8 protein-coding genes and 3 pseudogenes are annotated in these 11,726 nt (G+C 67.8%); 5 read left to right on the forward strand and 6 right to left on the reverse strand.

What is annotated here, in order from left to right:
* Positions 1-301: 301 nt before the first annotated feature.
* The 3 genes and pseudogenes from ppk2 to ABZT02_RS45775 all read right to left on the reverse strand — a co-directional run.
* Entirely contained in the window at positions 302-1,312 is a 1,011-nt protein-coding gene (gene ppk2, locus ABZT02_RS45765) for a polyphosphate kinase 2 (RefSeq protein ID WP_356029336.1), read from the reverse strand.
* A 62-nt stretch (positions 1,313-1,374) separates the two neighbouring features.
* Positions 1,375-1,617, reverse strand: coding sequence for a DUF6411 family protein (locus ABZT02_RS45770; RefSeq protein WP_330262247.1), 243 nt, complete (start codon positions 1,615-1,617; stop codon positions 1,375-1,377).
* 124 nt (positions 1,618-1,741) lie between these two features.
* Positions 1,742-2,265: pseudogene (locus tag ABZT02_RS45775) on the reverse strand (thiamine pyrophosphate-dependent enzyme); the annotation flags it as partial.
* Between the two features lie 423 nt (positions 2,266-2,688).
* On the opposite strand from ABZT02_RS45775, the gene ABZT02_RS45780 reads away from it, so the two are divergent.
* The 4 genes and pseudogenes from ABZT02_RS45780 (at position 2,689) to ABZT02_RS45795 (ending at position 6,966) form a co-directional block, all read left to right on the forward strand.
* On the forward strand, positions 2,689-2,886 hold the full coding sequence (locus ABZT02_RS45780) for a hypothetical protein (RefSeq protein WP_356029340.1): 198 nt from the start codon (positions 2,689-2,691) through the stop codon (positions 2,884-2,886).
* Between the two features lie 484 nt (positions 2,887-3,370).
* A complete protein-coding gene (locus ABZT02_RS45785) occupies positions 3,371-4,447 on the forward strand; it encodes a protein kinase family protein (RefSeq protein WP_356029342.1) in 1,077 nt (358 codons plus the stop codon).
* 288 nt (positions 4,448-4,735) lie between these two features.
* Positions 4,736-5,867: pseudogene (locus ABZT02_RS45790) on the forward strand (peptidoglycan bridge formation glycyltransferase FemA/FemB family protein).
* Positions 5,868-5,982: 115 nt separating this feature from the next.
* A complete protein-coding gene (locus ABZT02_RS45795; RefSeq protein WP_356029345.1) occupies positions 5,983-6,966 on the forward strand; it encodes a phosphotransferase in 984 nt (327 codons plus the stop codon).
* A gap of 243 nt (positions 6,967-7,209) precedes the next feature.
* Here ABZT02_RS45795 and ABZT02_RS45800 read toward each other — a convergent pair.
* Positions 7,210-7,329 (reverse strand): annotated as a pseudogene (locus ABZT02_RS45800) (IS5/IS1182 family transposase); the annotation flags it as partial.
* Between the two features lie 625 nt (positions 7,330-7,954).
* Positions 7,955-8,293, reverse strand: coding sequence for a hypothetical protein (locus tag ABZT02_RS45805; RefSeq protein WP_356029347.1), 339 nt, complete (start codon positions 8,291-8,293; stop codon positions 7,955-7,957).
* A 943-nt stretch (positions 8,294-9,236) separates the two neighbouring features.
* Between ABZT02_RS45805 and ABZT02_RS45810 the strand changes: the two genes are divergently transcribed.
* Positions 9,237-10,568, forward strand: a complete 1,332-nt coding sequence (locus tag ABZT02_RS45810; RefSeq protein ID WP_356029349.1) for a DUF1254 domain-containing protein — start codon at positions 9,237-9,239, stop codon at positions 10,566-10,568.
* Positions 10,569-10,656: 88 nt separating this feature from the next.
* Here the strand turns inward: ABZT02_RS45810 and ABZT02_RS45815 are convergent, their stop codons facing one another.
* Positions 10,657-11,301, reverse strand: a complete 645-nt coding sequence (locus ABZT02_RS45815) for a GAP family protein (protein ID WP_356029352.1) — start codon at positions 11,299-11,301, stop codon at positions 10,657-10,659.
* Positions 11,302-11,726: the final 425 nt, after the last annotated feature.

Genomic DNA, 11,726 nt, shown 5'->3' on the forward strand with positions numbered 1-11,726 from the left:
CTACGAGCGCAAAGCCGAGCACTTCCTGGCCTTCACCAGCATCGCCTGCACCCTCATCTGCTACCGCCGACTCACCAAATGAGATGACGTCTTAGAAACCGTCGGGGCGCCCTGTGCCGCTGGTCGGTTGCCGGTGGCCGACTGACGCGGTGCACGGTCGACGCCGACCGTCTGCCGGGTACACGCCCGTCCGGTGAACCGCGTCGTCGCGCGAACGGACCGCGTGGCTCTCCGGGTACCGGTACTCACGCGACGGCGAGCGCGGCACGGCATCACCGCACGCGACGCCCGACGCCGTGGCTCAGCACTGCTCGTCGTCCGCTCTGGCCGGGTGGTTGCCGGGACCGCGGCCGTACCCGGTCAGGGGGGTCGGGGAGAGATCGGTGGGTTCCTCACCGGCCTCCAGCAGCGTGTTCGCGGCGCCCACGATCAGTGGGTCGGGCTTGCCCACGGCCGCGTGATCCTTGCTCGGATAGTCGCAGCGGTCCAGGAGGCTGCGCATCGCTTCCAGCCGGCCGCGGCGTTTGTCGTTGTTCTTCACCACGGTCCACGGGGCGTGCGGAGTGTCCGTCGCCCGGAACATGTCGACCTTGGCCGCGGTGTACTCGTCCCACAGGTCGAGCGAGGCGAGGTCCGTCGGGGAGAGCTTCCAGCGGCGTACGGGGTCGACCGTGCGGATCGCGAAACGGGTCCGCTGCTCGGCCTGGGACACCGAGAACCAGAACTTCACCAACAGGATGCCGTCCCGGGTCAGCATCTCCTCGAACAGTGGGGCCTGCTCCAGGAAGGTGCGGTACTCCGCCTCGGTGCAAAAGCCCATCACCCGCTCGACGCCGGCCCGGTTGTACCAGGACCGGTCGAAGAAGACGATCTCGCCGCGGGACGGCAGATGCGCCACATAGCGCTGGAAGTACCACTGACCCGCTTCCCTCTCGGTCGGCTTCTCCAGCGCCACGACGCGGGCGCCTCGCGGGTTGAGCCGCTCGGTGAACCGCTGGATCGTGCCACCTTTGCCGGCCGCGTCACGGCCCTCGCAGAGCACGACCACCCGCTGGCCGGTCTCCTTCACCCAGCGCTGCATCTTCAGCAGCTCGACCTGCAGGACGCGCTTGGTCCTCTCGTACTCGGACCTCTTCACCTTGCGGTCGTACGGGTAGTTCTCCAGCCAGGTGTCCACCGGACTTCCGTCCGCGTCCAGGAGGATCGGTTTCTCCGGCCGGCGTTCGTCCACACGGAGGCCGTCGAGCAGGTCCGCCTCGGCCCGGGCCCCCTCGTCCTCGTCCGGCCGGATCTTGTCGTCGTGCTCCGACATCACCAATCTCCTGATCATCCTCATCTGCCGACGCCGGTGACCGTTGCGACGGCCGGCACCCCTCAGAACGGAAGGCGGCCTCGCGCCCGGCGGCCGGCGGAGCCGCTGCGGCCGACCGCGCGGGAGCTGGAGCTGAAGGGTTTGCTCAGCAGCCGCCCCAGGACCCCGGGCGCCTTGGACCCGGCCCGCGAGCCGGCCCCGAGACCACGCTGGGCACCGTTCTGCGGATGCCGGGAAAGGCGCGGCAGGAGGAAGGCCAGCACGGCCAGGAGGACACATGCGGCGATGACAACGGCGATGACCATCAAGGGCTCCGGGGTCGGTGGGAATCTTCGCTCTTCTCCGCTTCTGCTGGACCGCGTGCCCCGTCCACCCGCAATCACGCCGCACCCGTTCTTCCCGGTCGGTTCACTCACCTCCGGAGCGGTCTCAGCGCGTGCTGTCGTCTCCGTGACTGCGCACGATCTCCTTGACCTTGGCCACGGCGAAGCCCCAGCCCTGCTCGACGGTCGGCTTGGCCGGCACCGCGATCTCGTCCGGGTTGGTGAGCACGTCGAGCAGCACATGACCGGGGGTGTCGAAGGCGCGGCGTACGGCCTTCTCCAGGTCGGCCGGATCGGTCACCCGGATTCCGGGGATGCCCATGGCCGTGGCTACGGCGGCGAAGTCGAGCTTGTCCAGGACGGTGTCGAACTCCGCCAGTCTCACCTGTTCCTGTTCGAGTTAGACCATGCCCAGGCGGCGGTTGTCGAAGACGACGAGCTTCACGGGCAGCTGGTGCGTCTTCAGTGTCATGAGGTAGCCGAGAGCATGCTCAGCCCGCCGTCCCCGCAGAAGGCCACGACCTGCCGCTCGCGGTCCAGGCACTGGGCGCCGAGCGCCTGCGGCATCGCGTTGGCCATCGAGCCGAGGTTGTAGGAGCCGATGAGCCGCCGCTCGAGGTTGCCCTGCAGGCGCTGTCGCTGCAGCCAACGCCCGGACCAGGGCTGCACGGCGCATCTCCGGGCCGCACTGTGGGTGCCGCCTGCACCACGCTGCGGCTGGTCTCGCGCCGCGCACCAGAGCACGCGCTTGGGGGCGTACGCACGTGGCCCTGACCAGAATTCCGGTCAGGGCCACAGTCGTGCTTGTGGGGGTGAAGGGCGGTCGCCTCCGCGGCGAAAGGCTCTGCGGGGCTTCAGCCGGACGATCGTCCCCGCAGGCGCTTCGGCGAACATCCTGTGCCGCTGCCACCTGCCGTCTACCAACTCCTGCAGCGTCAAGCCGAACACTCCGTACCGCACTCGGCAGTGGGCCGCATCACCGCGCGCCCCAGCTGGCTCCTGCCCTGCTAGGCCACCGGAACGCACCACTCAGCAGCCACCCTCGCGCGCAAGATGCGTCTCCACGGCCTGCCCGCGCATCCCAGCCGGAACACCGCCCTACTCGCCCTGGCCGCCGACCTGCCCGCCTCCGTCCTCAGCGACACTCTCGGCATCAGCATCAGCGCAGCTCTCCACTGGACCCGCCGGGCCGCCCGTGACTGGAACATGTACCTGGCGGCCCGTCCTGAAGCAGGCCGGTACTGCGAGTGATCCCGCGGACGACCGCGGGGAGCCGCAGCTGCACGAGGTCGACGGCGGCGTACGAGCCTCCCGACCCCGCACCCGGTCACAAGGTCACCAGGTCACCACCTCCGGCGGACTCACCCTGGATGGTGTGCCTGCGTGCCACACCCCGCGCCTGAGACCGTGGCGCGTTCCGGTCCGCAGCCGAGCAAAGGCCGAGCGGACCTCACCGGAATAGCTACGGCCACGAATACGTACCTGGTCGCAGCTCTCCACACCGCATCCGGGGCAAATGCGTGACCGGTGGGTGTTCATGCAGGTAGAACGTTTGCGGTCGTGTCCACAAGAGATCGATGTCAGGAGGCCTCGTAGCGGGGGCGCGTCATGGCCTGAGGCAGCGCTGTCACGCCGGGCGACTTCGAGCACCTGCTCCTTCCACAGCCCTACGGCTAAGGTCGACCACGTCCGCGAGATCGCCGAAGCCCTGGTTCGGGGCACCAAGGAGTCGTCGATGCACCACCCGGACCCGCGGTATGCCGCGCGGCTCGCCGCGTTTGGAACCGTGGCCACGCGCTTCTCCCTGCTGAGTGACCGTCAGCTCGGTGAGGTCGTAGCCGCTGCGGCCCCACTCGGATCCGGAATCGGTGGCAGGTCTGTAGAGCTGGACATCGACGGCACGCGGGTGTTCGTCAAGCGGGTTCCCCTGACGGACACCGAGTTGCGGCCAGAGAACGCGCGGTCGACGGCGAACCTCTTCAAACTGCCGCTGTTCTACCAGTACGGGGTGGGCTCAGCCGGGTTCGGGGCCTGGCGAGAGCTGGCCGTGCACGTCATGACCACCAACTGGGTTCTCGGGAACGAGTACGAGGGCTTTCCGTTGATGTACCACTGGCGCATCCTGCCCGACTCCCCTCCCGAAGGGTTCGCCGACGACTTCGGGGGCATCGACGGGGCGGTCGCGCACTGGGAAGGCTCATCGGCCGTGCGCGAGCGCCTGGAGGCCATCGGCCGGTCTTCGTCCAGCCTGGTGCTCTTCTTGGAGCACGTCCCGCAGACACTCGGCGACTGGCTGCACGACTACCGTAACGCCGGACCGGAGGGCGGGAGCTCGCCGTACCCGTGGGTGGAGGAGACCCTGACGCGAGGGACTGCCTTCATGAGCTCACACGGACTCGTCCACTTCGACGCCCACTTCGCCAATGTGCTGACCGACGGTCGACTGCTGTACTTCGCGGATTTCGGACTCGCCCTGAGCTCCGGCTTCGAACTGACGGCAGCCGAGGCGGAGTTCCTCTCCGACCATTTCGCGTACGACCACTGCCACACCATGAACCATCTGCTCCGCCACCACCTGCCCGATGGGCTGCGCGGCGGTTTGGAACACGAGGTGTTCTTGCGCGAGTGGATCGCCGGTCACCAGTCCGATGACGTCCCGCGCGAGATCGCCGCGATCATTGACCGGCATGCTCGAGCCGCCGCAGTCACAGACGAATTCACCCGCCGTCTGCTCACCGAGAGCAAGCGGACGCCATTTCCGGCCGCCGAAGTCAGGCAGGCTTGGAGCACTGAGGCCGCGGCACCCCACTGAGGCCAGACTGCCGCAGAAGGCCTAGCCACGGTCAAGTCGGCCATATGGGGCTCTTCGCGGTGTCATACGAATACCGCAGCCTTGGAATACGTATCCGGTACCAGCTGCCCGCCCCGACCTCTCCCCCGCGGATGTCCCCCGCTGGACGTCACCGGCGCATTGACCGGCCGTGACAGCGCAAGCAGCAAGTCCGCTCCGGGGATCGGGAGCGGTGATCTGTGACGCTTAGTGAGGGGTTCGTGAGCCATGCCTCAGTAGGCTTGTGCACGAGACAAAGGAGCGCTGCGCATGAGCTATTGCCTGGAGGCGATCACCCGAGAGGAACATCTATCCTTCGTCACGCCCGGCTCTCGGTGAGCCACATACAGGTTCCCTCGTGGGGGACGTGAAGCCGGACTGGCGGGCGGAGAGCCTGGGCTGGTTCGACGAGGACGGCCGTCTGGTGGGGGCCGGGCTGGTGCTGATGCGGCCGTTGCCGAAGCTCAAGCGGTACCGCGCCTACCTGCCAGAAGGACCGGTCATTGACTGGGCGACCGCAGATCTGAAGCAGTGGCTGGATCCGATGCTCGCCTACCTCAAGGAGCAGGGCGCGTTTTCGGTGAAGATGAGGCCTCCCGTCGTCGCCCGCCGTTGGAGTGCCGAGGCGGTCAAGGCCGCGATCGCAGACCCGCAGACCCGCCACCTGCGAGACGTGGAGGCGACCGCGCACGAGCCGCGGGCCTTCGACATCGCCGACCGGCTGCGCCCGATGGGCTGGAAGCAGACCGAGCCCGGCGGCGAGGACGGCTTCGCCGTGGGCCAGCCACGCTACGTGTTCCAATTTTCCTTCGCCGGGCGGTCGTTGGAGGAAATCCAGCGCGACTTCAACCAGCAGTGGCGCCGCAACATCAAGAAGGCGGAGAAGGCCGGCGTCAAGATCGTCCAGGGCGGCTACGAGGACCTGCCCGCCTTCTACGACCTCTACGTCGAGACCGCCCAGCGGGACCAGTTCATGCCGCGCCCGCTGGCCTAATTCCAACGGATGTGTACCGCACTGCAGGCCGAGGACGACAACCGGATGCGCCTCTACCTCGCCCATCACGAGGGTGAGGTGCTGGCTGCAGCCACGATGCTGATGGTCGGCGAGCACGTCTGGTACTCCTACGGCGCCTCCACTAGCCGCAAGCGCGAGGTCCAGCCGAACAACGCCATCCAGTGGCGGATGATGTCCGACGCCCACGCACTCGGAGCGGCCGTCTATGACTTCCGCGGCATCACCGACACCCTGGATCAGGACAACCACTTGCTGGGGCTTCTCCGATTCAAGGCCGACACCGGCGGCCAAGCCGTCGAATACCTTAGCGAGTGGGATTACCCGCTCAACAAGGAACTGCACAGGGCCCTCGACTTCTACATGTCCCGGCGTCGAGTAGGTACCTGACAGTCAGTGAGACCCGACGGGCGAGCGACGGGGCTCTGGTGCTGGCCGGATCTCCCTGAACCTGTTTCTGAAGGTTCGCCTCGGGACGCTCCTTCGCGATCACTAGCCTGTTGTCATGGTTGAGGGCGAGAGCGCGGCGGTTGTTGCAACTGATGTCGATGACCTGGGCTGGTCCAACACTCGTGCATGGGTGGAGCAGAGCTTCCGTCCCGGGGACCGGATTCGTGCTGTGGAAGCGCTGCGTGGGGGATGGACGTCGCAGATGCGCCGGCTCGATGTCGAGGGGCAGGGCAAGCAGTACTCCCTCGTGCTCCGGTCGTTCGTAAGACCGGTCTTCGTGAAGCACTCGATGGGCTTGCTCACGCGGGAAGCGGACGTCCTCCGGCTACTCGCGGACACGGACGTGCCGGCCGCTCGTCTCCATAGTGTTGATGCGGCAGCTGAGCACTGCGATCATCCGTCTCTGCTGATGTCGTTGCTGCCAGGGAACATCAGGCTGGACGGAGAGGACATCGAGCGAAAGACCGAGCTTCTTGCCCGGCAGCTCGTGATGATTCACGGGTTGCTCGTTCCGGAAGGATCCCAGCCGCGCACCTATCAGGCCTGGACCAGTCCAGAGCAGGTGCGGCTTCCCGAGGCCTCGAAACGACCGGAGGTGTGGCAGCGAGCCGTGGATGTGATCCGCCGTCCGCCACCGGCCTACCGGCCATGCTTCCTCCACCGTGACTTCCACCCCGGGAACGTGCTCTTCACCGGAGAAGGAGCCGGCCTGACGATCACCGGTGTCGTGGACTGGGTGGAGACGTCCTGGGGGCCCGCCGATCTGGACGTGGCCCACTGCTCCACTGCACTCGCTCTGCTGCACGGAGTGCCCGTCGGCATGCAGTTGGCGGATCATTACGTCGCAGCCGGTGGAACGCTCAGCGACGATCCGGCTGACCACCTGTACTGGCGTGTGCTGGATGCGCTGGCCTTCGCACCGGACGCGGAGAAGGTCGCCGAGCCCTGGCGTAAACTCGGGAGGGAAGACCTGACGTCGTCTGCGCTGGCCCAGCGCTTGGAGGACTACCTCCAAGCACTCTTCTGCCGGTACGGCTGAGGACTCGCAATCAATGCCCTCCAGTGGCCTGCCTTGCGGCTGCGGCCAACGTCTCCTTGCGGCCTGACCAGAGCCTGGCCGACTGAGCGGCGCCGCGGAAAGGTAGGCGGACGAGCCGTGCCGCGGCTGGAGCGGGATGGCGGTGGTCCGGGTGACCGTCAGTCTCTGTCGGTCTCGCGGGAGGTCGGCTGGCTGGTGCGGCGGGACTGTCTGCGGGTGATGACGCCTGGTCATGAGCGTGTTGGCGGCCCTGGTAATCAGGGATTCCGAGTGCTGGATGAGCCGTTCGTAGTCCCTGGCGTGTCGGCGGGCGTGCATGATCCAGGCCAGCGAGCGTTCGACGACCCAGCGGCGGGGCAGGACTTCGATCCGGCGTGGTCGGGCATCTTCTCCTGCATCAGCCAGTAGTAGGCGTTGGTGTCCACGGTGTAGGTCGGCTTGAAGAACGGCAGCACACAGCCGGGCGCCGGAACGGCGAGAATGTTGTCGCAGCGCGGCGCGAGTTCACGCACGCTGTCGATACCGCTGCTGCCGAAGTCGGCGGTGGCGTCCAGGGAGCTGCTGGCGTCCACGCTCGCGGTGATCGACCAGCCAAGGTTGATCTGTTCCTTGCCAGTGCCGGTCCACCGGGTCACCACGGTGCCCCAACGGCCGTAGTAGCCGCCCGCGGGGTCGTAGGTCCAGTGCGCGCCGTTGGTGGGGTTGGCGCCGTCATCCGCCCACTGGATGGGGGCGAGGTCGCAGGCCGCACACGAGGAGTCGACGTTCCACTTCATCGTGACGCCCTCTAGTGCGGGGTCGATGTAGGTGGGGATGATGACGATCTGCTGGTCGAACTCCGCGAAGTCGCTGCCGCTCTCCGACTTGTTGCGGTAGGTCTTCATGCGCTGCTCGAACTTGAAGGTGGCGCTTCCGAGCGCGAGCTTTGGTGCATCCGATCCCACCGGGCGCCGCTCGGCTGCGTCGCGGTGGCCTGGAAGCGACAAATTCAGGGACCGGCCTGTTCCTGCCGGAGCAGGTCGGGCCGGATCTCGGCGAGGTCGAAGACCCTCTTCAGTCCGTCCACGAGAGCGGGCTCGATCCGGTAGAGGCGTACGCTCTCGTCGCGCTCCAACAACTGGGTGCGGTTGTCGGGACCGATCCGGCGCCGGACCGCGCGGATGCTGGTAAGCGTCCCGCCAATCCTCTTCGGCTCGATCGGCGTCTGCGGATGGGCGGCGAAGTGCGCCTGGATGTCGTCGTAGGTGGCGGTGCCGCCAACTTCGACCAGGCGGCGCAGTACGGCGCGGGCGCGGGGCATGAGCGCGGCGACGGTGTCGAACAGCATCCGCTCCGTCCAGCCCTCCCCAAGATCTTCGCTCCCAAGGGTTTCCGGGGGCTGCAGTCCGAGGCGGGCACGGCGGAAGCCGTTCGCGGCGACCTGCACCTCGCCGGCGCCTCCCACTGCTCCCCATACTGAATTTCGGTGATCCGGCGGAAGCGTACGAGGTTTCGGCGACGTCCGCCACCGCCTCGGGGGCGGGCATGGGCGTACGGAGCGGGGTGAGCACGGTGTAGAAGTGGACGTCGAACCGGCTCAGCTCGGCCAGGGCGTAGAACCAGCCCTTGCCTTCCTGCCAGTGCAGCTGGAGCCCTCCGCGGCCGCCGGTCCGGCTGACGTCCCACGTCATCACCCGTCTACATGGTCATGCCGTGTTCGAGGCTGGTGTGGTTGGCCCGGACCGTGCCCGGCGGGATGCCGCATGTGGCGAGGACGTCGTCGACGGCCTGGACAAAGGGCCAGTGCGGCAGCCCCTTGGAACTCGCCGCAGTTCGAACCCGTGCTGGCAAAGGTCCGCGTGCCTCGCTGGGCCAGCCACGCGTCCGCCCCGGTCGGGTGCGGGCCGACAAGGCGTACGCCTCCCGCAATCGCAACCGCCAAAAGCGCGGCCCCCGCCGCGGGCGGCCGCCCCATTTCGACCCGGCGGACTATCGCGAGCGCCATGCGGTCAGGTGCGGGATCAACCGCCTCAAGAGGAACTGCGCTGTCGCCACGCGGTACGACAAGCTCGCGGTCCTTTACGAGGCGACCGTGCTGATCGCCGCTCTCAATGAATGGACGCGATCGGTGAGATGCGTGCAGTCGCGAGCCGAGCGTGGATATGCGGTTTGCCGGTCGGGGCCGCCAATTCCGTCCGTGCCCCCGTTCGGCGGACTCGCCGCGCGGGAGCCAGGTGGCGCTCGTAGCGTCGGGCCCGGATGAGATTCGCCGTAGCACCTGGGAGAAGCCGATGACGGATGCGTTTATGGAGAAGCTGGCCACGGAGGCATGGCTCTACGGGTATCCGTTGGTCACGGCGGCCATGACGAAGCGCTCCATGACGGCGGTCCCGGCCCGGGACGACGCGCGAAGGAAAGCCCCGGTCAACCAGTTCTGCTACATGCGCTCCACCCCGGACGCCTCCTTCACCGAGGTCGTCTCGCCGAACGCCGACACCCTGTACTCCAGTGCCTGGCTCGATCTGTCCGACCAGCCCCTGGTACTGACCCTGCCCGAGTTCGGTGACCGGTTCTGGATGGTCCCCATCCTGGACGCCTGGTCCGATGTCTGCGCCGTCGTCGGCCAGCGCAAGAACGGCCCGTCCGCCGGCCCGTTCCTGATCGTCGGGCCGTCCTGGTCAGGAGCGACTCCGCCCGGCCTGACCCTGTTGAAGTCACCCACCACCGTGAACTGGATCATCGCCCGGTATGCGACCAGCGGCCCGTCGGACTTCCCGGCCGTCAACCGGCTTCAGGACGCCACGCGGCTGATTCCGCTGTCGGAGTGGACCGGTGACCCCGACGATTACTCCGCTCCCACCGACGTCCCCGTCCCTGCCGGGGCCGACACCACGACGCCGCCCGTCGACCAGGTCCACTCGCTCAGCGGCCACGACTACTTCACCCTCCTCAACCAGATGATGGTCGACAATCCTCCCGACCCCGCCGACGCACCGATCCTGGGCCGCCTCGTCGAACTCGGCATCGCACCCGGTGCGAGCCTGGACGACCTGCCCGCCGAGGAGCTCGCCGCCCTGAACGCGGGCGCGCGGCGCGGCCCGGAGACCCTGCGCGATCTGCTCGCCCGGGCGGAGTCTGCGAACGCCGGTGGTTGGACCGTGCACCGAGGCTTGGGGGATTACGGAACCGACTACACCAAGCGCGCGGTCATCACCCGGTTCGGTTACGGAGCCAACCTCGACGCCGACGCCCTGTACCCGCACGCCACCACCGATGCCGACGGCCGTCCCCTCGACGGTGCCCACACCTACGTGCTGCACTTCGATGCCGGGAAGACCCCGCCCGTCGACGGCTTCTGGTCCCTCACGATGATGAACGAGCGTCAGCTCTTCATCGACAACCCGCTGAACCGGTACGCGATCGGAGACCGCAGCGGTATGCGGTCCAACCCCGACGGCTCCCTGGACATCCACGTCCAGCACAAGAACCCGGGGCCCGACCGCGAGCGCAACTGGCTCCCCGCACCCGCGGGCAGCTTCAATGTCTTCCTGCGCCTGTACTGGCCCCAGCAGCCCGCCCTCACCGGCGACTGGACCCCGCCGACGCTGCAACGCACCGGCTGAATCCTGCAGGCCCTGGTGCCTCCCCGAAGGGTTTGTCGATCACTATCGAGTCCGACGAGCGTGGTGATCGCAGCTGGGCCCGCCTGCGTCAGGCGATCAGTTGGTAGATGCTCGCGGCCATCAGCCACAGGCCGACGAGGAGAGAGAGCGTCACAATCAGCTGCTCCTGGTGCCGGCCCAGCCAGTTCCGCAGGGCGTTCAACCGGGCTTCCGCGGCCGCAGGTGCCCAGACAGCGTACATCTCCATGACGATGAGGCTGAGGGTGGCCAGCAGGCAGTAGCCGGTCAACGCGAGCCAGTCGCCGGCGGTGGAGAGGTTCGCCTCAAGGGCCGTCGCAGCACCGGCGCCGACCAGTCCCCAGGGCTGCAGCAGCCACGCCAGACCGGCTGCCGTAACCCAGGAGGCGTTGTCGACCTGGGCGGCCCAGCGCGGTGGGCCGTGCTGGCGGGGCGGCCGGTGCCGCCGGTGCGCGCCGTACAGCACCAGCGCCAGACCGATGGCGAGTTTCGCGGCGATCGCGGCGGTCGAGGGCGAGCTGTGGCGGGCCGGGGGCTGACCGCCGGTCAGCAGCACCACGACGGCAATCACGGTGATCAGGTTGGCCAGCCACGACAACAGGAATGCCAGCCCCTGACGGACACCGCGCCGCGAGGAGAGCAGCAGGATGAAGGCGCTGTTGTGCAAGGGCCCCAGGGTGATGGCCGTACCGATCACCACCAGGTCGAGGACCATCGGACCAGTCGCTCCTGGGCGTCAGAGCCGTCCGCCACCCATGGACTGGGGACCGGCCGACAGAGGGATGCGGCGCTGCCACGGTGCCGCATCCCGACTGTGCAGGTGGCGGCCTGGCGGGTCAAGCAGGCCACGCCCATGAAACTTTGCCTGTCTGTTTGGGAAATGCATCGCCGGCTTACGTCTGCCTCGACTTCAACGAGGCCACCGAGACGCGATCCTGGGCGCCACCAGGCATCACAGACCGGGCCGCCTTGGTCTGGGCCTGCAACCCGAGCCACTCTCGATACACGGCCACCGGCCCACCGCTTCCCCGGCCGCCGCACCGTCTGTCGGCGGCGGCTGAACCTGGACCCAGTCTGGACAGGTGGAATCTGACCCGGGTGTCTTCGGTTCGGTTGGTTCAGTCGTTGTCGGTGGTGGTG

Source organism: Streptomyces sp. NPDC005402, assembly GCF_040606575.1.
Lineage (GTDB): Bacteria > Actinomycetota > Actinomycetes > Streptomycetales > Streptomycetaceae > Streptomyces.

Excerpts from the sequence above, each read along its gene's own strand:
- ABZT02_RS45795 (WP_356029345.1), top strand. The coding sequence starts at position 5,983 with ATGGTTGAGGGCGAGAGCGCGGCGGTTGTTGCAACTGATGTCGATGAC.
- ABZT02_RS45780 (WP_356029340.1), top strand. The coding sequence starts at position 2,689 with ATGCGTCTCCACGGCCTGCCCGCGCATCCCAGCCGGAACACCGCCCTA.
- ABZT02_RS45770 (WP_330262247.1), bottom strand. The coding sequence starts at position 1,617 with ATGGTCATCGCCGTTGTCATCGCCGCATGTGTCCTCCTGGCCGTGCTG.
- ABZT02_RS45810 (WP_356029349.1), top strand. The coding sequence starts at position 9,237 with ATGACGGATGCGTTTATGGAGAAGCTGGCCACGGAGGCATGGCTCTAC.
- ABZT02_RS45805 (WP_356029347.1), bottom strand. The coding sequence starts at position 8,293 with ATGCTGTTCGACACCGTCGCCGCGCTCATGCCCCGCGCCCGCGCCGTA.
- ABZT02_RS45785 (WP_356029342.1), top strand. The coding sequence starts at position 3,371 with ATGCACCACCCGGACCCGCGGTATGCCGCGCGGCTCGCCGCGTTTGGA.
- ppk2 (WP_356029336.1), bottom strand. The coding sequence starts at position 1,312 with ATGTCGGAGCACGACGACAAGATCCGGCCGGACGAGGACGAGGGGGCC.
- ABZT02_RS45815 (WP_356029352.1), bottom strand. The coding sequence starts at position 11,301 with ATGGTCCTCGACCTGGTGGTGATCGGTACGGCCATCACCCTGGGGCCC.